Genomic DNA, 20,371 nt, shown 5'->3' with positions numbered 1-20,371 from the left:
TCACCCCAACGAGACGATGCCGGGCTGCGCCGGATCAGCCCGCCGTCCGGTCCCCGGTCCCGTCCGAGGCCTCGGGCACACCCTCGTCGGGGAGTACGTGCCGCTGGGCGAGCACGTAGAGCAGGACGAACCCGGGCAGGACGACCACCACCGCCAGGACCACGTTGACGAGGAGGACCGTCAGCGTGCCCGAGGGCGCCGCGGCGGCCGTCACCGTGAGGCTCTCGGGCAGCAGGTACGGCCACTGGGCGACGCCCCACGCGACGACCAGGGAGGCGACCGCCAGCATCGCCAGGGCTCGTGCGCCCCGGGCGGCGTCGCGGACGAGCAGGATCAGGGCGCCGAAGCCGCAGAGGACGCCGAGGACGACCACCGGCAGCGCCCGGCCCGTCATGCCGTCGAAGACGTACCGCGCGTCGGCGTGCAGCACGACCATCCCGACGGCACCCACGACCGCGACGACGACCGCCGCGACGACGGCACGCCGGCGGAAGTACGCCTCGAGCTCGCGGTCGTCGTCGCCGCGCGCCTCCCAGACCAGGTAGACGGCGGACAGGTAGGCGATCGCCGCGACCGCGAGGAGCCCGACGGTGATCGACGTGGGGTTGACCCAGCTCGAGACCGGGTCGCCCGCCCTGCCCCCCGCCGGGACCCGTCCCGAGGCGATGGCCCCGGCCACCGCGCCCATGCAGAAGGGCACGAGGACCGACGACGCCGCGAACCCAGCACCGAAGACGCGGCGGACGCGGAGCGTGACGACGGACTTGCGGAACGCGAAGCCCGCGCCCCGGAGGACGATGCCCAGCGCGGCGATGGTGAGCGGGACGAACAGGGTCAGCATGATCGACGCGTACGCCTCGGAGAACCCCGTCCACGTCACGACGAACACGAAGATCAGCCAGACGTGGTTGGCCTCCCACACCGGCCCGATCGAGTGCTCGATCAGCTCCCGAGGCCGTCGTCCCCGTTCCGGGCCGCCGGCCGTGAGGTCCCAGAACCCGGCACCGAAGTCGGCCCCGCCGAAGACCGCATAGGCGACCAGGCCGGCCAGCAGGGCGACGGCGACCGTGGTGCTCATCGGACGGCCTCGTCGTCCTCGAGGCGCCGGACCTCGGGAGCCGGTGCGTAGGGGCCGTCCGTCCCGTGGATCGTGCCCGTCCTGCGGAACCGCCGACTCATGCCGCGCAGCACCATGATCGCGGTCACGCCGAGGGCCAGGTACACGACCGTCACGGCGACGAACGTGATCCAGACCCCGGTGTTCGCGGTCGCGGCGTCGACGACCTTCATCTGGCCGTAGACGATCCACGGCTGGCGGCCGACCTCCGTCACCACCCAGCCGGCCTCCATCGTGACGACGGAGAGAACCCCGGAGGCGGCGGCGAGCGTCAGGAAGACCCGGTTGGTCGGCATCCGCCGTCGGAACAGCCAGCTTGCCGCGTACCAGAGGGACAGCAGGAACAGCAGGGTGCCCAGCCCGACCATGACGTCCCAGCCCAGGTGGACGATGTTGACCTCGGACACCGTCGGTCGGTCCGCGGCCTGGACCGTGTCGAGACCCTGGATCACGGTCGACCGGCCGGTGCCGGGGTCCGACAGCCAGGAGGCCAGGCCCGGCACGGGTATGCCGCCGGTGACGGACCCGTCGGCGTCCAGATGTCCGAGGAGGGTCTCCGGGACGTCGCTCGCGGTCTCGGGAACGAGCTCGATGGCCGCGAACTTCACGGGCTGCTCGCTGTAGACCCACCGCGCGAGCGTGTCGCCGACTCCCATCTGGACCGGTGTCGCGACGGCCGCGACCGTGAAGGCGATGACGAACCCGAGCCGGTGGTACCGATCACGCCGGCCTCGCAGCATCGCCGCGGCGTAGACGGAGGCCACGAGAAAGCCGCCGACGAGGTACGCCGCGACCAGCATGTGGGCCGCCTCAAGCGGCATCGCCTTGTTGAAGATCACCTCGACGGGGTCCACGGCGACGACCTTCCCCGACGAGTCGAGCGTGAAGCCGGACGGGGCGTTCATCCAGGAGTTCGCGGCGACGACGGACACCGCGCCGAGGATGCCGGCCAGCACGATCGGCACGCCCGTCCAGAAGTGCGCCCACGGCGACATCCGGCGCCACCCGAAGATGTAGACGGCGACGAAGATCGCCTCGAGGAAGAAGAACAGCCCCTCGAACCCGAACGGCACCCCGAACGCCTCGCCCCACCGACCCATGAACTTCGGCCAGAGCAGCCCGAACTCGAAGCTCAGCACCGTCCCCGTCACGGCGCCGACGGCGAACGTCACGGCCATGTACCTCGACCAGCGATGGGCGAGCAGCAGGGCGTCGGCGTCCCCGTGCTTGATGGCTCGGTAGTTGGCGATCAGCGTCATGAAGGCCCAGGAGACGCCGAGGGGCACGAGGATGATGTGGAAGGCGAGCGTGAACGCCATCTGCGAGCGTGCCCACGGCACGGGATTCACCGTGGCCAGGACGGCCACGAGCTGTGCGGTGCTCCCGACCACGTGGCCTCCTCGGAGTCCTCGGCGGTCGCCGGTGCGCGGCGGCCGACAGTACGAGCGTGACGGTCGGCACGACGCCGGGCATCACCCCGTGTGGATGACGTCCGCGCCGTGAGGTGTCGCGGGTCGCGAGACGGGCGCGCCGCCGTGCCGCCGCCTACGGTGAGGGCATGCGGTCACGTCGGTCGGGTGTGCTCGTCGGCTCGCTCGGCGTGGCAGTCCTCGGCGCTCTGGCGGCGTGCTCGTCGTCCCCGACGCCGTCGGCGCCGCCGAGCGCGCCCGTGCCGTCCGCGTCGCTGGAGGTCCCCACCCCGACGCACAGCCTCGCCGCCGGCGCGCACTGGCGCGGCGTGCCCGCCTCCTTCGGTGAGCCCGACGTCGTCGGTTCCGCGGGGGTCGGCTGGACGCCGGACGACGGCCTGCTGTACGTCGTCCTCTGGGGCTCGAGCTCGTGCCCGCCCGTGGCGATGTCGCCGACGACGCGGACGGCCGACGGGGCGGTCGCCGTCGTGACCGACGAGCGCCGCTACGCGGGCAAGATCTGCACCGCGGACATGGTGCCGTCGACGACCGTCGTGGCGCTGCCGGACGGGTCGCGACCGGGCGCCGCGGTGCCGGTCCTCGTCGACGGGCGCGGTCCGGTGACGCTCCCCGCAGCGGCGGACGACCCCGGGCCGGTCTGGGTGGACGCGGAGTGACGGGCAGACGACGTTCGTCCACAGGCTGAGGGTCGACTTGCGGGCGCGTTCTGCTGGGCCGCTATGGTGATCGCGCACCACCGATCGATACAGCAGCGACGCGGAATGGTCCGACGACAACGCAGGGAGGCGCCCGATGGCGGGACGACGAACGGTACGAGCAATGGTGGCAGGCATCGCTTTCGCGGCGGTCGCGCTCGCGACGACGGGCGCGGCGAGCGGCTCGGCGCCCACCGCGCAGACGGGCAAGATGTGCACGGTCGCGGCGGAGACCGGCGCCGAACGGTGCTTCGACACGATCAGCGAGGCGCTCGAGTCGATCACCGGGGTGCCGATCACGGACCCGGCCGTGGACGCCGGAGACCACGCCGCGTTCAACCGGGCCGTGGAGCACGGGAACGCCGTGGTGCTCGCCAACCGCAAGGCGGCCCTCGCCGGGCCGAGCCTCGACAGCGACACCTCGCTGACCGCTACGCGGTCCGCGGTGGCGGCGGCCTCGTCCGACGTGACGCTGGGCGCCGTGTGGAAGGACCGCGACTGGAAGGGTTACGGGAAGGTGTTCTACGGGGTCACCGGCTCGGGCTGCTACGCGACCACGTACGGGTTCCCGCACACGCGCGACTACGGCTACAACGACAACATCAGCTCGATCACGAGCTACAACAACTGCGCCACGACGCTCTACAAGGACTCGAGCTACGGCGGCACCAGCCGGACGTACCAGGGCGACACCGCGTACGTCGGTGACACGATGAACGACGAGACGTCGTCGATCGTGTACCGCCCCCGGAGCTGACCTGCTCGCCCGGGGCCGCGCCGCGGCCCCGGGTGCGGTACCGGCGACGACCCGTGAGAGGGAGGCAGCATGCCCACACGCACCGCGCGCACCGCATGGAACGGCGGACTGGAGGACGGCAGCGGGCAGGTCGAGCTCAGCAGCTCGCGCCTGGCCACGTTCGACGTGTCGTTCCCGGCGCGCTCCGCCGACGACGCCGGCGGCGTCACGAGCCCGGAGGAGCTGATCGCGGCAGCGCACTCGGCCTGCTACGCGATGCAGCTGTCCGCGCTCCTCGCCGAGGCGGGCGGAACGCCGCAGTCGCTCGAGGTCACGGCCGAGGTGTCGCTGGGGCCCGACCCCGCGGGCGGGTTCCGGATCCCCGGGATCACCCTGCACGTCGTCGGCGAGGTCGCCGGTCTGGACGAGGCCGGCTTCCTGGAGGCGGCGAAGGCGGCGAAGGCCACCTGCCCGGTGTCGAAGGCTCTCACCGGCACGGAGATCACGCTGGACGCACGCCTCGAGAGCTGAGGGACGGCGGCCGCCCGGGTCTGTTCGTCGGGCCCGGGCGGTGGTCCGTTCGTCAGACCTTGCGGCCGACGAGCGGCGGGCTGGGGAATCCTCGCCCCCGTCCGACGGCGGTGCTCACCTCGCGGAGCGTCTCCGCGGTCCCGTAGCGCGGCGTCCATCGCAGGGCGGACGCGGCCCGACCGGCGTCGAGCACGGGGATGCCGAGCGCGAGGTCGAGCCAGTCGGGCGAGAGCGGCGTCGCGTGCGCACGCCACGCCAGGGCCAGCGCGGCGCGCGCGGCCCGAGGCGACACCTCGCGGACGGACGGTGTGCCCGTCGCCTCCGCGACGGCCCTCCCGTCGAGCACCTGCGGCGCGGCGAGGTTGAACGCACCCGGGTGGCGGCCGGCGATGATCGTGCGGTAGCCGGCGGCGACGTCGTCCGCGTGCACGGCCTGGAGCCGCATCCCCTGGACCCAGGGCAGCACCGGCGGGTGGTCGCGCCGTAGCAGGCGCGGGGGCACCAGGCGGCCGAGGTAGAGGTGGCCGAGCTCGGTGGCCGCGTCGGGATGGAGCACGAGCGGGGTCCGGACGCGCGTGACTGTGACCGCGGGGTGCGCGCGCTCGAACCGGTCGAGCTCGCGCTCGACCGCGAGCTTCTGGATGCTGTGCAACGACCCGCGGATGCCGGTCCGCGCCCACTCCTCGTCGCGGGGGAGCGGGTCGGGCGCGGGCGCGTACACGCCCGCCGACGACGCGACGACGACGTGCTGGGCGCCCCCCGCGGCGGCCGCGTCGAGGACCCGCCTCGTGCCGTCGACGTTGACCGCGTCGAGGCGGTCGGCGTCGTGGCTGGGCGCGGTGGCCCACGCGAGGTGCACGACGACGTCCGCCCCGTTCAGCGCGGAGCGCAGCCGGTCGCGGCTCGCGTCGGAGTCGTCACCGAGGTCGACGCGGACCCAGTCGGCGTGGTCGTGCGGGAACGCCACCGTGCTCGACCCGTCCGCCCGGGGCACGCGGCTCGCGATGCCGACGATCGACGTGACGACGGGCTCCTCGACGAGGGCGCGGAGCACCGCGGTCCCGACGTTCCCGCTGGCCCCGGTGATGGCGATGCGCACCCCTCAGTGGTACCCCGTCGCGCGCGGGGTGTCGACTCGGCGTCTGGCTCGGATGAGCCGCACCCCTCCCGCCCCGCCCTTCGCCGTCAGCCTCGCCCCCCCGCGTCCTGCCGACTCAGCCGGACGCCTCGCGGCGAGTTCCGTTCAGCGTCGGCGGTCCGGTGGGAGAAGACCGTCCAGGGAGTCGACGATCACGGCCTCGACCGTCTCGCGGTCGCGCCGACCGGTCGCGAGCCAGCGTGCGATCACGGCCTCGACGAAACCGACCCAGCCGGCGGCGAGGAGGTCGAGCCGGCTCTGCGCGGTGTCGTCGTCGGGGGAGGCGCTCGCGCTCGTCGCGGTGCGGGTGAACCGTGCGAACAGACGGGCGCGGACCTCGTCGAGCCGTGCCGCCGTGCCGTCGTCGTCGCGCAGCGCCCCCGACCAGATGTCGGTCCAGACCTGGCGCTCGGCGAGCACGGCGTCGAGCAGCGTGTGGACGACGGCGGCGCGGCGCGCGCGGTCGCCGCCGCCCGACGTGTCATCCGGGACGGTGAGCGCGTCGTCGAGCGCGTCGACGGCGATCGCGGCGACCGCGCGACGCAGCTCCACGGTCGAGCCGAAGTAGTGGAAGACCAGCGCCTTCGACGCGCCCGCGGCCGCGCCGACGTCGGCGGGCGTGACGGCGTCGAGGCCGGCCGTGCGGGCGAGGGCGTGGGCCGCCTGCAGGAGCTCGTCGCGCCGGTCGTCGGCCGCGCGGCGGCGGGGCGCTTCTCGCTGGTCGGGCATCCGGGTGGCCTCCTCGTCGTTGACCTCTGGTCAACAACAGTAGTACCGTTGTTGTTGACCGCTGGTCAACATTCGCTCGGGTGGCCCGCCCAGCGCACCGCTGGTGAAGTGGCACCCAGTTCCCGCTCAGAGGTGGACGCATGCAGATCGTTCTCGACGGCGTGGCCGTCCAGGGCCGGCGCGACCCGATGCTCGCGCCCTTCGACCTCACGCTGCGCACGTACGAGGCCGTGCTGGTCGCCGCCGAGCCCGGTCACGGCCACACCGCGCTGGCCCTCGCCGCGACCGGGCGGCTCGCGCCGTCGTCGGGCACGGTCACGCTCGAGGACGCCCCGCCGACGGACCCGCCGCTGACCCTCGCCGACGTCACCGCCGTCGTCGACGTGCCGGGCGTGTCCGAGCCGGTCGAGTCCATCCCCGTCCGCACCCACGTCGCCGAGGATCTGGCCCTCGCCCGACGGCGCACGCTGCCCCGGGACGTCGCCGCCTGGACCGCGGCGAACGGCCTGGACGACGTCGCCTCCCTCCGCGTCGACCAGCTCGACGGGCTGACTCGGACCCGGATGCTCGTGGCGCTCGCGTGCGAGCGGCCGGACGTGCACTTCCTCGTTCTCACGCTGCCCGACCGGCACGGCGGAGCGCCCACCGGCTGGTGGGGCGTCGCGTGCGACGCCGCGGCCGCCGGCTACGGGGTGATCGTCCAGTGCTCGCGCGCGTCCGCGCGGCTGCTCGGTGCGGAGATCCCGCCGGACGTCACGGTCGACCCGCGGCGGGAGCCGCCGCTCGTCGCACTGCGGCGGGTCTTCGCAGCCGCGGAGCCCGAGCCGGTCCCTGAGCCCGAGCCTGAGCCCGAGCCGGCCCAGGAGCCTGAGCCGGTCGCCGAGCCCAGGCCCGACGCTGACACCCCGGGCGCCCGCCCCGACGCCGACACCGAGGTGCTGCCGCGCCCGGCCTCCGCTCCCGCGCACGCCGCGTCGTCGGACGGCCAGGCCGCGCCCGCGCCTGCTGCGCCGTCGGAGGGCGAGGCGGACGCCGCGCCGTCGGACGCGGAAGCCGAGCCCGAAACCCCGACCGCCGTCCCCGACGAAGGAGCCGACCGATGACCGTGTTCCGACTCGGCTGGTCCGAGGTCCGCCGGAACCTGTCCGGCACGCTGCCGCGCCTCGCGATGCTGGCGCTCGCGGTCATCCCGTCGCTGTACGCGGGGCTCTACCTGTTCGCCAACTTCGACCCGTACGGCCACCTGGACAAGGTGCCCGCGGCGATCGTCGTGCAGGACGAGGGGACCGACGTCGAGGTGAGCGGGGCCGGCACCGACACGAGTACCGACCAGAAGACCGAGCACCACAACTACGGCGAGGAGGTCGCGGACGAGCTCACGAAGAGCGGCGGCTTCGACTGGGTCCGCACCACGCAGGACGACGCCGAGCGCGGCGTCCGGTCGGGCCGGTTCGACGCGGCGCTCGTCCTCGGTCCGACGTTCTCGGCGGACCTGGCGTCGCCGGCGTCGTCGGACCCACGTCAGGCCAGCCTCGTGCTCGTCACGAACGACGCGAACAACTACCTCGCGCGGACCATCGCGGACACGATCGTCGGCGAGGTCCGCGACACGCTCGCGCAGAAGGTCGGGACCCAGGCGGCCGACACGTTCCTGCGGGGCTTCGCGTCGATCCACACGAACCTCGCGGACGCGGTCACCGGAGCGGACAAGCTGACGGACGGCGCGAAGAAGCTCAACACGGGGGCGGCATCGCTCGACTCGGGCGCCGCGACGCTCGCGACCGGCGCGGACGACGCGGCGGACGGCGCGCGGCAGGTGTCCGACGGTGCGGCCTCGGCGCACGCGGGCGCGACGCAGCTGGCGTCGGGGGCGTCCACCCTGTCGGGCGGCGCGTCGCAGCTCGCGTCGCGGGCGCCGGCCCTCGCGTCCGGGGCGAAGCAGGTCGCGTCGGGGGCGTCCGACCTCGCGGACGGCGCGGGGACGCTGGCGGGCGGCCTCGACACGCTGCGCTCCAAGACCGCGGACCTCCCCACGCAGACCTCCGAGCTCGCCGACGGCGCGCAGCAGGTCGCGGACGGCAACGCCCAGCTCGCCGACGCGGCCGACCAGGTCAAGGACGCAGCCGACGCGGCGGTCGACGGTCTCGACGACGCCCGCGCCACGGTCTCGGACCAGCTCGACGACCTCGTCGACCAGGGCGTCCTCACGCGCGCCCAGGCGGACGCCGCGCTCGCGCGCCTCGACGACGCGGGCCAGGCGGTCCGCGACGGCGTCGGGGACCTCGGCACGCAGGTCGGCAAGGTGGACACCCTGGCGGCGGGCGCGCAGCGGGTCGCGGACGGCGCCTCGACGCTCGCGACGAGCACGCCGGCGCTCACGCGGGGCATCGCGACGGCGGCGTCGGGCGCGGACGACCTCGCGGTCGGCGCGACGACGCTCCACACGGGCGCTTCAAAGCTCGCGACGGGCGCCCAGCAGGCGTCGGACGGGGCGAGCCGCCTCGCGGACGGCGCCCAGGAGCTGGACACCGGCGCCGCGACCCTCGCCGCCGGCACCGGGACGCTCGCCGACGGGGCGAAGTCCCTCGCGACGGGCACCCAGCAGGTCGCCGACGGTGCCGGCGACCTCGCCGACGGCGCGCACACCCTGCACACGGGGGCGGGCTCGCTGGTCAGCGGCAGCCAGGAGCTCGCCGACGGGCTGCGCCAGGGCCTCGGCCAGGTGCCGAACCTCGACGACGACCAGCGCGAGGCCACCGCCTCGACGATCGCGAACCCGGTCCAGGTCGTGTCGCAGCAGCTGTCCAAGGCGGGCAGCTACGGCGCGGGCCTCGCGCCGTTCTTCCTCTCGCTCGCCGCGTGGATCGGCGCGTACGTCACGTTCCTCATCGTCAAGCCGCTGTCGAAGCGGGCGCTCGCCGTCGGGCGGAGCGCGCTGCGGACGACGCTCGGCGGCCTCTTCACCCCGGCGCTCCTCGCGATCGTGCAGGTCGTGGTGATGCTGTCGGTGACGGCGCTCGCGGTCGGCGTGCACGTCGAGCACGTGCTGCTCACCGGGCTGTTCCTCGCGCTCGTCGCGATCACGTTCGCCGCGATCCTGCAGACCCTCAACGTCTACCTCGGCGCCGCCGGCCAGTTCCTGGGGCTCGTGCTGATGCTGACGCAGCTCGTCACCGCGGGCGGCACGTTCCCGTGGCAGACGATCCCCGAGCCGCTCCGTACGTTCCACCGGTTCCTGCCGATGAGCTACTCGGTCGAGGGCCTGAGGCAGCTGCTGTTCGGCGGCAACATGGGCACGGTGTGGCGGGACGTCGCGGTGATCGCCGGGTTCCTCGTCGTCGCCGTCGGGCTCACGACGTGGGCCGCGCGGCGCCAGCGCGTGTGGCGGGCGCTCCAGCTCGAGCCCGAGCTCGTGCTCTGACCTCGCCGGCACGAGCGCTACGTCGCGGAGGTCAGACGAGCTGGCCGGCGGCGACGTCGTCGAGGTGCTGCTCCGCCCACTCGCGCAGGTCCCGCAGGGGCGCGGCGACGCTGCGCCCGACGGCGGTCAGCTCGTAGTCCACGCGGGCGGGCACGGACGCGAACACGGTGCGGGTGACCATCCCGGAGCCCTCGAGCCGCCGCATCGTCTGGGTGAGCACCTTGGGGCTGACGCCGGTCAGCCGCGCCCGCAGCTCGCCGAACCGCAGGGCGCCGTCCTCGAGGGCGCCGATGGCCAGCGCCGTCCACTTGTTGGCGATCAGCTCGAGCAGGGCCCGGCAGGGGCAGTGCGCCTCGTAGACGTTGTGGGTGCTGTGGGCGCCGGTCGGGCAGGCGTGCATCGAGGCTCCTTGGTTCCTTCTGGGAAGTGAGTGCCCTTGCGGGTAACCACTACCCGAATCGTACGGTCTCGTCGCGAGCCCGGACCGGCCGGGCTCCCCGAACGAGGAGTACCGATGAGCGGGCCGACCATGCGCGCCGTCCGACAGCACGGCCACGGCGACACGAGCGTCCTGGCGATCGAGCAGGTTCCCGTCCCCGAGCCGCTGCCCACCGAGGTGCGGGTGCGGGTGACCGCCGCGGGCGTGAACCCCGTGGACTGGAAGACCCGGGAGGGCTCCGGGATGGCGGCGGTGATCGGGGCCGGTCCCTTCACGCCCGGCTGGGACGTGTCGGGCGTCGTGGACGCCGTCGGGTTCGGCGTGACCACCCTGAAGCCGGGGGACGAGGTCTTCGGGATGCCGTGGTTCCCGCGCGCCGGCGGCGCGTATGCCGAGTACGTCACGGCACCGTCCCGCCAGTTCGTCCGCAAGCCCGTCACCGTCGGCCACGCCGAGGCCGCCGCCGTCCCGCTCGGGGGACTGACCGCGTGGCAGGCCCTCGTCGACACCGCCGACGTGAAGCCGGGGCAGCGCGTCCTCGTGCACGCCGCGGCCGGCGGCGTCGGGCACCTGGCCGTCCAGATCGCCGCGGCGCTGGGCGCGACGACGATCGGCACAGCCAGCGCGGCCCGCGCGGAGTTCCTCCGGGGGCTCGGCGTGGACCAGGTCGTCGACTACCGGGCCGAGCGGTTCGAGGACGCGGTCGACGAGGTCGACGTCGTGCTCGACCTCGTCGGCGGCTTCGAGGACACCGACGTGCGGTCGGTCCGCCTCGTGCGCCCCGGCGGCACCTACGTGGCGGTCCACGGCGTGTCGCCGGCGGTCGCTGCGCTGGCGGAGGCGCGCGGCGTGCGGGCCGCCAGCCTCCTCGTCGAGCCCGACGGCGCCGCGCTCGCCCGTCTGGCGGACCTCATGGACGGCGGCGAGCTCGCGGCGGTCGTGCAGGAGCGGTTCGCCCTCGAGGACGTCGCGGCCGCGCACCTGCTCGGCGAGACCGGCCGCACCCAGGGCAAGCTCGTGCTGGAGGTCGCCCGGTGAGCGCGGCGACCGCGGCCGGCCTGTTCGAGCTCCGCTTCTACACGGCCGTGCCGGGCCGGCGCGACGAGCTCGCCGACTACATGGACGAGGTCGTGATCCCGTACAACCGCGAGCACGGCGTCGACGTGGTGGCGTCGTTCGTGGACGAGGAGCACGACGACGGCTACGTCTGGATCCGCCGGTTCCCCGACGAGGAGTCCCGGGTCGCGCAGTACGCGGCCGTCTACGAGGGCCAGCGCTGGAACGACGAGATCGCCCCGCGCGTCATGACGCTCATGCAGCGCGAGCGCGCCGTCGTGACGAGGGCCGTGCCGACCCCCGGTTCCCGGCTCCGCTGACGGCGGCGGGGCGGGTCCCCCCGAGCGGGGACCCGCCCCGGCGTCCGTACCCTGGTCCCGTGCCCGACGACGCCACCGAGCCCAGGACGACCACCGCGGGAGGCGCGCCGCGCTTCGCGACCGCACCGCCGTCGTCGATCCTCCTGCCCGGCGACCCGCCCGGGCGGCTGCGCGCGCTCACGACGGACGACTGGCGGCTCGAGCTCGACCTCTCCCGCACCGACGACGTGCCCCGGTGGACGTACTACCCGCCCGACCTGTCCGACGACGACGCGCGGCGGCGCGTGGACCGCTCGCTCGGCCGGGCGCGGGACGGGATCGCGTACCGGTACGCGGTCGTCGGGCCCGACGACGACGTGGTCGGGTCGGTCGGCACGACCATCCCCGACGGCGTGCCCGAGGTGTTCTACGCGTTGCTGCCCGGCGGGCGCGGGCAGGGACTTGCGACGCGCGCGGCCCGGGCGCTCGCGGACTGGGCACTGAGCGCGGGCCACACCGAGGTCCGGCTCTACACGCTCGAGGGCAACGACGCGAGCGAGGCGGTCGCCCGCCGCGCGGGCTTCGCGGCCCGCGACACGGTCACGAGCACGGCCCGCGACGGCGCCGTCGAGACCATGACGTGCTGGGTGCGCACCGCCGCATCCTGAGCGGCCGAGAACCGGGCCCGGCCCGGGTGTCAGAATCGACGCGTGACCGTCGACCTGCCCCAGCGCCCGTCCCCGACCGACCCGAGCTCGAGCGCCACGCGGTCCCTGTCCTCCGACCGTGCCCGGGACGAGCTGGCGACCGCGCTGCGCCGCGCGCTCGGCGTGCCGCGCGAGGCCAAGCACCTGCACGGCCCGGGCGACCTCGTGGTCGACACCTCGTCGCTGCGCCGCGCCGAGTACTCGACGGACGCGTCCAACTACCGGGTCGTGCCCGACGTCGTCGTGTTCCCGCGCTCCGTCGACGAGGCCCAGGCGGTCCTCGAGGTCGCGCGCGAGCACGCCGTGCCCGTGACGTCGCGGGGCGCGGGCACGAGCTGCGCGGGCAACTCCGTCGGACCGGGGGTCGTGATCGACTTCAGCCGGCACGTCAACGCGATCCTCGAGGTCGACCCCGAGGCCCGGACGGCACGCGTCGAGCCCGGCGTCGTCATGTCGAGCCTGCAGAAGGCCGCGGCGCCGCACGGGCTGCGCTTCGGGCCCGACCCGTCGACGCAGAACCGCGCGACCCTCGGCGGCATGATCGGCAACAACGCGTGCGGCCCGCACGCCGTCGCCTACGGCCGGACGGCGGACAACGTCGTCGAGCTCGACGTCGTCGACGGGCGCGGGCACCGGTTCACCGCCGGGTCGGGCGATGCGTCGTTCGCCGCCGTTCCCGGCCTCACGGAGCTCGTCCGGTCGAACATGGCGCTGATCCGCACGGAGCTCGGCCGGTTCGGGCGCCAGGTCTCGGGCTACTCGCTCGAGCACCTGCTCCCGGAGCGCGGCTCGGACCTCGCGAAGATGCTCGTCGGGACCGAGGGCACGCTCGTGACGCTGCTCGGCGCGACCGTGAACCTCGTGCCCGTCGCGGGCGCGCCCACGCTCGTCGTGCTCGGCTACCCGGACATGGCCGAGGCCGCCGACGCCGTCCCCGCGCTCCTCGAGCACCACCCGCTCGCGATCGAGGGCCTCGACGCGCGGCTCGTCGACGTCGTCCGGCGGGCCAAGGGCGCCGACACCGTCCCGGCCCTGCCCCCGGGCGGCGGCTGGCTCATGGTCGAGGTCGGCGGCGAGACGGCGGAGCTCGCGGCCGCGCGGGCGCGCGAGATCGTCGCGGCCTCCGGCACGACGGCGACCCGCATCCTTCCCGCCGGGCCCGAGGCGAGCGCGATGTGGCAGATCCGCGCCGACGGCGCGGGCCTCGCCGGGCGGACGCCGTCGGGCGAGCAGGCGTGGCCCGGCTGGGAGGACTCGGCCGTCCCGCCCGCGCAGCTCGGGGCGTACCTGCGCGACCTCGAGGCGCTCATGGCGCAGTACGGCGTCGACGGCCTGCCCTACGGCCACTTCGGCGACGGCTGCGTCCACCTGCGCCTCGACATCCCGCTCGAGACGTCGGGCTCGGTGCTGCGCACGTTCATGACCGACGCCGCGATGCTCGTCGCCAAGTACGGCGGCTCGCTGTCGGGCGAGCACGGCGACGGGCGCGCCCGCTCCGAGCTGCTTCCCGTCATGTACTCGCCGGGCGCGATCGCCGCGTTCGAGGGCGTCAAGGAGCTCTTCGACCCGCGCGACCTGCTGAACCCGGGCGTGCTCGTGCGGCCGAACCCGCTCGACGTCGACCTCCGCCGCCCCCAGGCCGCGCCGGTCCTCGCCAAGCCGAAGGCGTACCGCGAGCCCATCGGGTTCGCCTTCTCCCACGACCACGGCGACTTCACGCAGGCCGTGCACCGCTGCGTCGGCGTCGGGAAGTGCCGGGCCGACACGTCGGCGTCGGGCGGGTTCATGTGCCCGTCGTACCTCGCGACGAAGGACGAGAAGGACGTCACGCGCGGCCGTGCCCGCGTGCTCCAGGAGATGGTCAACGGCTCGCTCGTGACCGGCGGCTGGCGCGCGCCCGAGGTGCACGATGCCCTCGACCTGTGCCTGTCGTGCAAGGCGTGCTCGTCCGACTGCCCGGCCGGCGTCGACATGGCGCAGTACAAGTCCGAGGTGCTGCACCGCGCGTACAAGAACCGCGTCCGCCCGATCACCCACTACGTGCTCGGCTGGCTGCCGCGCTGGCTCCGCGTCGTCAACATGGCGCCGCGGTTCGTCAACAAGGTGCTGTCGAACCGGGCGATCGCCAAGGCGGTCCTGTGGTCCGGCGGGATGGACCCCCGCCGCAAGATGATGGCGTTCGCCGAGGTCCCGTTCCGCACCTGGTACCGGCGCGGAGGCGCGTCCGACGGCGTCCCCGTCGAGGTCGCGTCCGAGCGCCGGGTGCCCGACGCGCGGTCGGGGGGCGCGCGCACCGACGCACCCGAGCGCCCGCGCGTCGTGCTGTGGGCCGACTCGTTCAGCGACGGGCTCGCGCCCGACGTGCCGCGCGCGGCGCTGAAGGTCCTCGACGCGGCGGGTTATGACGTCGTGGTCCCCGGGCAGGACGCCTGCTGCGGGCTGACGTGGATCACCACGGGCCAGCTCGACGGCGCCCGCAAGCGGCTCGAGAACCTGCTGCAGGTGCTCGGGCCCTTCGCGGTCAACGGGCTGCCGATCGTCGGGCTCGAGCCGTCGTGCACCGCGGTGCTCCGGTCCGACCTGCTCGACCTCTTCCCCGACGACCCGCGCGCCCAGGCGGTCGCCGCCGCGACGCGGACGCTCGCCGAGCTGCTGACCGACCCCGCCACGGCGCCGGACGCCGCCTCGGGGTGGAAGCTCCCCGACCTGTCCGACGTGACCGCCGTCGTGCAGCCGCACTGCCACCAGCACTCGGTCATGGGCTTCCAGGCCGACGAGCGCCTCCTGCGCGACGGCGGCGCCGACATCCAGGTACTCGCGGGCTGCTGCGGGCTCGCCGGCAACTGGGGCATGGAGAAGGGCCACTACGAGACGTCGGTCGCCGTGGCCGAGAACGCGCTGCTGCCCGCGCTGCGCGACCTGCCGTCCCGCGGGTCCGACGACGGCGAACGGGTCTACCTCGCCGACGGGTTCTCGTGCCGCACGCAGGCGTCCGACCTCGCCGACGTGCAGGGCAAGGCGCTCGCGCAGCTGCTCGCCGACCGGCTCTGAGCTCAGGGCGCCTCGGTCGCGGCCGCCGCGACGGCCGCGGCGAGGCGGGCGACCGCCTCGTCGACCCGCGCGTCGGCCAGGTTGCCGTAGCCGACGACCAGCGCGTCCGGGCCCGGCCCCGGCCCCGGCGTCGTGCCCGACGACGGCCGGCCGGCCGCGCGGTAGCGGCCGACCGGAGCGACCGTGACCTCGCGCCGGGCGGCGGCCGCTGCGACGTCGTCGGCGCTCGTCCCGGCAGGCAGCCCGAGCAGGACGTGCATGCCGGCCGCGAGGCCGGAGACCGGCAGCCCGGGCAGGTGGGCGTCGAGCGCGCCGAGGAGCGCGGCGCGGCGGCGCCGGTACCGCTGGCGGGCGGCGCGCAGGTGGCGGTCGTAGGCGCCCGACGCGAGCAGCCGCGCGAACGCGAGCTGGTCGACCGTCGACGGCGCGGACGGGTCCGGCGAGAGCCGCTCGCGCCAGGCGGGCGGCACGACGAGCCAGCCGAGGCCGAGCGCGGGCGACACCGTCTTGCTCAGCGAACCGAGGAGCGCGACGCGGTCGGGCGCCAGACCCTGCAGCGCCGCGAACGCGCGCCGGTCGTAGCGGAACTCGGCGTCGTAGTCGTCCTCGACCACGAGGCCGTCGGCGTCCCTGGCCCACGCGACGACGTGCTCGCGCCGGGCGGGGGAGAGCGCCACGCCGGTCGGGAACTGGTGCGCGGGGGTGAGGAGCACGGCCCGGACCGGCGCCCCGCCCACCCGGAGCGAGGCCAGCAGGTCGACGTCCAGGCCGCCGTCGTCGACGGGCACCGGCACCGGCTCGAGGCCTGCCGCCCGCAGGACGCCGTGCAGCCGGACCCAGCCCGGGTCCTCGACGGCGACCGCCACGTGCCCGGCGCCGCGCAGCGCGTGGGCGAGCCTCGCGAGCCCGTCCGCCGCGCCGTGCGTGACGACGAGGTCGCCGGCGTCGGCCCGGGCGAGTCGTGCCCGCGCGAGATGGCCGGCGAGCAGCTCGCGCAGGTCCGCGAGGCCCGACGGGTCCGCTGCGCCGAGGGCGACGTCGGGGGCGTCCGCGAGGGACTCGCGGACCGCCCGCGCCCAGGCGGCCCGGGGCACCTGCCGGAGGTCGGGCACGCCGGCGGCGAGGTCGAACCGGCGGCGCGGGGGCGGCGACCACGCCGCGGGACCCGAGGGCGCCGCGCGCTCGGCCGGCGCCCGGGCCCCGGCGACGCGTGTCCCCGATCCGGTCCGTGCCTCGAGCACACCCTCCGCGACGAGCTCGCCGTACGCCTCGGTCACGGCCCACCGGGACACGCCGAGCGTCGCCGCGAGCTCCCGGCTGGGCGGCAGCGCGGCGCCCGGCGGGACCCGACTCTCCCGGACCGCGTCGCGCAGCGCCTCGGCCAGCCGCCGGTGGAGCGGGTCCCGTGCACCACCGGCGCCCGGGCGAGCGGGGGAGAGGTCGAGCAGGGTCTCCCAGGCGAGCGACGTCGTCGGGCGCGGAGCACGGGGCGGAGAATCGGTCTGGTCGGGAGCCATCGGAATGGACCGTACACCCGGACCGATCTGGCCCTAGCGTGGGGGCATGCGCTACCGCACCCTCACCGACGGCACCACCACCTTCGACGTCTCGGCCCTCGTGCTCGGCACGATGAACCTCGGCGTCACGACCGACGAGGAGACCTCGTTCGCGATCCTCGACCGCTACGTCGAGGCGGGCGGGACCTTCCTCGACACCGCCAACAACTACGGCCAGTGGGGCGACTCGAACGGCCGGCTCAGCGAGCAGCTGCTCGGCCGCTGGCTCGCGAGCCGTGGCCTGCGCGACGAGCTGCGCCTGGCCACCAAGGTCGGGGCGGCGAAGAAGGACCCGCGCCTGCCGCTCTCGCCGACCCCGCCCACCAACTACGAGGGCCTGGCGGCCGGCACGATCCAGGCGTCCGCGCACGAGAGCCTGCGGACCCTCGGCGTCGAGCACCTCGACGTGCTGTACGGGCACGTCGACGACCTCGAGACGCCGCTCGCCGAGACCGTCGGCGCGTTCTGCAAGCTGCAGGCCGACGGCGTCGTCGGGCTCACCGGCATCTCGAACGTCGCGCTGTGGCGCGTCGTCGAGGCGCGGGCCGAGGCGCGGCGCCAGGGCGTCCCGCCGTACGCGCTGGTCCAGCAGCAGTCGAGCTACCTCTACCCGGTGCCGGACGTCGAGCGGCACAACTGGGCCTCGCCCGAGCTCTACGACTACGCCCGCTCGGTCGCGGACGACGACGGCGCGGGGCTCGCCGTGGTCGCGTACTCGCCGCTCCTGCAGGGCGCGTTCGTGCGGGACGACAAGCCGCTGTGGGAGGGCTACGACCACCCGACGTCGCGCGCCCGGCTCGCGACGCTCCACGACGTCGCCCGCGACCTGGGTGCGACGCCGAACCAGGTCGCGCTGGCTTGGCTGCTCGGCGGCCCGGCGCCCGCGCTCCCGATCGTCGGGGCGAGCAGCGTCGCGCAGCTCGACGAGGCCCTCGGCGCCGCGGAGCTCGTGCTCGACGAGGACGTGCGGGGCCGCCTCGACGCCGTCTAGCCCGGCACGACCGGGCGGGCGGCGTGGCACGATGGCCGCATGATCGTCGCGTTCTCCGTCTCACCCACCGGCACCGCGGGCGAGGACGGCTCCGTGTCCGAGGCGGTCGCGGCCGCCGTCCGCGTCGTCCGCGAGTCGGGGCTGCCGAACCGCACCACCTCGATGTTCACCGAGATCGAGGGGGAGTGGGACGAGGTCATGGACGTCGTCCGGCGCGCCACGGAGGCCGCCGGCGCGGGCGCACCGCGCGTGTCGCTCGTCCTCAAGGCCGACATCCGCCCCGGTCACGCGGGCGAGCTCGACGGCAAGATCCAGCGCGTGGAGCGCCTCCTCGCGGACGAGGACTGAGAACCGGCGGCTCCGCCGTCGTCCGGACGACGGCGGAGCCGGACGGGGATCCCGAGCGACTAGGCTGTCCGTCATCATCCGGGGGCCGTTCGCCGCACGTGGGAGTGGGAGCTGACTCATGCCGTTGTTCGAGGTCGACGCGCGCCGCTCCGCCCTCGTGCAACCCCTCGCCCCCGGCGACACCGCGTTCATCCGGACCGCCGAGCCCGTCGTCGACGACCACGTCTCCCGGCTGCTGGGCGAGCAGATCTTCCCCGTCGTCGGTCGCGCGCCGGGCGCCCGCCCGGAGGACGCCCCACATCTCCTCGCGCTCGACGCGGCCGGGCACCCGGTCGTCATCGAGATGGTCGCGCGGCTCGACGCGTCGTCCCTCGCGCTCGCGCTGGCCCACGCCGGGCGCGCGGGCAGGCTCACGCTGTCCGACGTCGCGGCCCGGTTCCCGGAGGGACTGCCCGCCTTCGAGGCGGCGTACGACGAGTTCCGGCGCAAGTCGCCGATCGCGCGCACCCGCGGGCAGCGGGAGGGGTCGCGGCTGCTCCTGCTCTGCGCGCAGGTCGACCCCGCGGTGACCGACGCGCTCGACTTCCTCCGCGTCACCAACGGGGCCGTGACCGTGCTCCGGCTCGGCGTCGTCACGGGGCCCGACGGTCGGCGCCTGGTGGAGGTCGAGCCCCTGCACGGTGCGCGGCGTCCGGCCGAGGGCGCCACGGAGGGGGCGCCGGCGGGGAGCGCGGCCACAGGGTCGGCCGCGGCGGCGCAGCCCCGCAGCTCGGCGCGGCTCGACGCCGACGACGACCTCGCCGACGCGACCATGATCCGACCCGCCCTGCGCCGCCCGGTCGTCTCCCCGACCTCCGTCACGGGGACGACGGCGTCGGGTGCGTCGCCCGCAGCCGTGTCGCCGACGCCGGACCCCGCGGCGCGGACCAGCGCCCCCGAGCGGGTCTCCGCGCTGCCCGAGCGCTCGGCGCTGTCCGACCGGTACGGGCTGCCCAACCGGCGCTCGTTCTCGACGACCGAGCAGCTCGCCCCCACCGCGGGAGCGGCCGGCCCCGCGAACGACCAGTCCGCGCAGTCGACGGGCGCCGGACCGACCCGCGTCTCGATGCGCGCGGCCACCCGCGCGGCGTCGGCCTCGGCGTCGACCCCGCCCGTGCCCGCGCCGCCCGTGCTGTCGCGGCCGCCCGTCGAGGACGACCTGCCCCGGACGCGGTCCGCCGTGCGCGCGGCGTCGGCTGCGGCCCGGTCGGCGCGCCCCGCGGAGGCGGCCGACGCTCCGGCGCCGGCGAACGGTGCGGCCTCCGCGGGCGGCCCGGCACCGTCGCTGTCGGCCTCGCTCTCGATCCCGCCCGCCCCGGCGACGCCCGCCGCGCCGGCGACGCCCGCCGCGCCGACCAGCACCGGAGGGACGCCCGACCCCGCCCCGAGCGGCGCGTTCACGCCCCAGACGGCCGCGTCGTCGTCGGTCCTGCCGTCCCGCCGGTCCAGGTCGGAGCGTCGTCGCGCGGCCGAGGGCGACGCGAGCGGCACGCACCAGGGCGCGGCGGCCCCGCAGGCCGACCCGGGCCCGGCGGCGGCCCCGCCCCCGTCGGCGTCCGGCGCCTCGGCGGGCGTCGTGCCGCTGTCCGACGCGCGCGAGGCGCACCCGACCGACTACACGACCGCCCCGATGACGCTCTCCGGGCCCGTGTCGTCGCCGCTCCCGGTGCCGTCGCCGCAGCTCCCGCTGCACGGGGACCCCGCGGACGACGACCCCGACCTGTTCATGCTCGCGCAGCACCTCGGCGCCCCGACCGCGCTCGTGTGGTCGCGCCCGCGCCGCGGCGAGCGCTTCGAGGCGGTGCTCCACCCCGAGGGTCAGATCGAGCTGCCGGGCCGGGGCCGCTACCGCAACCCCGACGCGGCGGCGACGGCGGCCGTCGGCGCGCGCCGCGAGGACGGGTGGGACCTCTGGCGCGTCGGTGACGTCGGACCGTCGCTGACCGACCTGTTCCGCGAGCAGTTCGCCTGAGCAGCGGAGCACCGATCTCGAACCCCACGACGGTCCCGGACCGGCGCGAGCCCGCGCCGGCCGTCGAGGGTACGCTCCTGCGGCCCCGGCGGTTCCGCACGCACGACCAGACCCGG

Annotated in this window: 18 protein-coding genes; 12 read left to right on the top strand and 6 right to left on the bottom strand. The window is 75.4% G+C overall.

Annotated features, from left to right (window positions below; all coding sequences use genetic code 11):
- Positions 1-34: 34 nt before the first annotated feature.
- Complete coding sequence (locus ACLQ14_RS14880) at positions 35-1,078, bottom strand: cytochrome d ubiquinol oxidase subunit II (protein ID WP_425814367.1); 1,044 nt, start codon at positions 1,076-1,078, stop codon at positions 35-37.
- Positions 1,075-2,508 carry a cytochrome ubiquinol oxidase subunit I gene (locus tag ACLQ14_RS14875; RefSeq protein WP_425814365.1) on the bottom strand — a complete coding sequence of 478 codons (1,434 nt, stop codon included), beginning with the start codon at positions 2,506-2,508 and terminating at the stop codon, positions 1,075-1,077. The genes ACLQ14_RS14880 and ACLQ14_RS14875 overlap by 4 nt, the downstream gene beginning before the upstream one ends.
- 167 nt (positions 2,509-2,675) lie before the next feature.
- On the opposite strand from ACLQ14_RS14875, the gene ACLQ14_RS14870 reads away from it, so the two are divergent.
- From ACLQ14_RS14870 to ACLQ14_RS14860, 3 genes are all read left to right on the top strand, one after another.
- The gene (locus ACLQ14_RS14870; RefSeq protein ID WP_425814363.1) at positions 2,676-3,203 is read left to right on the top strand and encodes a hypothetical protein; all 528 of its coding nucleotides are present in this window, start codon (positions 2,676-2,678) and stop codon (positions 3,201-3,203) included.
- Between the two features lie 166 nt (positions 3,204-3,369).
- Complete coding sequence (locus tag ACLQ14_RS14865; protein ID WP_425814361.1) at positions 3,370-3,999, top strand: hypothetical protein; 630 nt, start codon at positions 3,370-3,372, stop codon at positions 3,997-3,999.
- A gap of 69 nt (positions 4,000-4,068) precedes the next feature.
- Positions 4,069-4,509 (top strand): OsmC family peroxiredoxin, encoded by a 441-nt coding sequence (locus ACLQ14_RS14860; RefSeq protein ID WP_425814359.1) that lies wholly within the window; start codon positions 4,069-4,071, stop codon positions 4,507-4,509.
- Positions 4,510-4,561: 52 nt separating this feature from the next.
- Here ACLQ14_RS14860 and ACLQ14_RS14855 read toward each other — a convergent pair whose 3' ends face one another.
- Positions 4,562-5,608 carry an NAD-dependent epimerase/dehydratase family protein gene (locus ACLQ14_RS14855; protein WP_425814357.1) on the bottom strand — a complete coding sequence of 349 codons (1,047 nt, stop codon included), beginning with the start codon at positions 5,606-5,608 and terminating at the stop codon, positions 4,562-4,564.
- A 144-nt stretch (positions 5,609-5,752) separates the two neighbouring features.
- A complete protein-coding gene (locus ACLQ14_RS14850) occupies positions 5,753-6,376 on the bottom strand; it encodes a TetR/AcrR family transcriptional regulator (RefSeq protein ID WP_425814355.1) in 624 nt (207 codons plus the stop codon).
- Positions 6,377-6,516: 140 nt separating this feature from the next.
- Between ACLQ14_RS14850 and ACLQ14_RS14845 the strand changes: the two genes are divergently transcribed.
- Positions 6,517-7,479, top strand: a complete 963-nt coding sequence (locus tag ACLQ14_RS14845) for a hypothetical protein (protein WP_425814353.1) — start codon at positions 6,517-6,519, stop codon at positions 7,477-7,479.
- A complete protein-coding gene (locus ACLQ14_RS14840; protein WP_425814351.1) occupies positions 7,476-9,797 on the top strand; it encodes a YhgE/Pip family protein in 2,322 nt (773 codons plus the stop codon). The genes ACLQ14_RS14845 and ACLQ14_RS14840 overlap by 4 nt, the downstream gene beginning before the upstream one ends.
- Positions 9,798-9,828: 31 nt before the next feature.
- On the opposite strand, the gene ACLQ14_RS14835 is transcribed toward ACLQ14_RS14840, so the two are convergent.
- Positions 9,829-10,197 (bottom strand): winged helix-turn-helix transcriptional regulator, encoded by a 369-nt coding sequence (locus tag ACLQ14_RS14835; RefSeq protein WP_425814349.1) that lies wholly within the window; start codon positions 10,195-10,197, stop codon positions 9,829-9,831.
- 114 nt (positions 10,198-10,311) lie between these two features.
- On the opposite strand from ACLQ14_RS14835, the gene ACLQ14_RS14830 reads away from it, so the two are divergent.
- From ACLQ14_RS14830 to ACLQ14_RS14815, 4 genes are read left to right on the top strand one after another with little or no spacing between them, the layout of a single operon-like run.
- Positions 10,312-11,274 (top strand): NADP-dependent oxidoreductase, encoded by a 963-nt coding sequence (locus ACLQ14_RS14830; RefSeq protein WP_425814347.1) that lies wholly within the window; start codon positions 10,312-10,314, stop codon positions 11,272-11,274.
- Entirely contained in the window at positions 11,271-11,612 is a 342-nt protein-coding gene (locus tag ACLQ14_RS14825) for an NIPSNAP family protein (protein WP_425814345.1), read from the top strand. Before ACLQ14_RS14830 ends, ACLQ14_RS14825 begins: the two co-directional genes overlap by 4 nt.
- Before the next feature lie 59 nt (positions 11,613-11,671).
- On the top strand, positions 11,672-12,259 hold the full coding sequence (locus ACLQ14_RS14820; protein WP_425814343.1) for a GNAT family N-acetyltransferase: 588 nt from the start codon (positions 11,672-11,674) through the stop codon (positions 12,257-12,259).
- A 42-nt stretch (positions 12,260-12,301) separates the two neighbouring features.
- Positions 12,302-15,349 carry an FAD-binding and (Fe-S)-binding domain-containing protein gene (locus tag ACLQ14_RS14815; protein WP_425814341.1) on the top strand — a complete coding sequence of 1,016 codons (3,048 nt, stop codon included), beginning with the start codon at positions 12,302-12,304 and terminating at the stop codon, positions 15,347-15,349.
- 2 nt (positions 15,350-15,351) lie between these two features.
- On the opposite strand, the gene ACLQ14_RS14810 is transcribed toward ACLQ14_RS14815, so the two are convergent.
- A complete protein-coding gene (locus ACLQ14_RS14810) occupies positions 15,352-16,866 on the bottom strand; it encodes a PLP-dependent aminotransferase family protein (protein ID WP_425814339.1) in 1,515 nt (504 codons plus the stop codon).
- A 46-nt stretch (positions 16,867-16,912) separates the two neighbouring features.
- Here ACLQ14_RS14810 and ACLQ14_RS14805 point away from each other — a divergent pair, with 46 nt between their 5' ends.
- The 3 genes from ACLQ14_RS14805 to ACLQ14_RS14795 all read left to right on the top strand — a co-directional run bounded on the left by ACLQ14_RS14805 (position 16,913) and on the right by ACLQ14_RS14795 (position 20,255).
- Positions 16,913-17,896, top strand: coding sequence for an aldo/keto reductase (locus ACLQ14_RS14805; protein WP_425814337.1), 984 nt, complete (start codon positions 16,913-16,915; stop codon positions 17,894-17,896).
- A 39-nt stretch (positions 17,897-17,935) separates the two neighbouring features.
- Positions 17,936-18,244, top strand: coding sequence for an MTH1187 family thiamine-binding protein (locus tag ACLQ14_RS14800; protein WP_425814335.1), 309 nt, complete (start codon positions 17,936-17,938; stop codon positions 18,242-18,244).
- A gap of 118 nt (positions 18,245-18,362) precedes the next feature.
- Positions 18,363-20,255 carry a hypothetical protein gene (locus ACLQ14_RS14795; protein ID WP_425814333.1) on the top strand — a complete coding sequence of 631 codons (1,893 nt, stop codon included), beginning with the start codon at positions 18,363-18,365 and terminating at the stop codon, positions 20,253-20,255.
- The last annotated feature ends 116 nt before the right edge of the window (positions 20,256-20,371 follow it).

This window comes from Luteimicrobium sp. DT211, from assembly GCF_049844995.1.
Classification (GTDB): domain Bacteria; phylum Actinomycetota; class Actinomycetes; order Actinomycetales; family Cellulomonadaceae; genus Luteimicrobium.
This window is presented reverse-complemented; position numbering and strand designations above follow the sequence as displayed.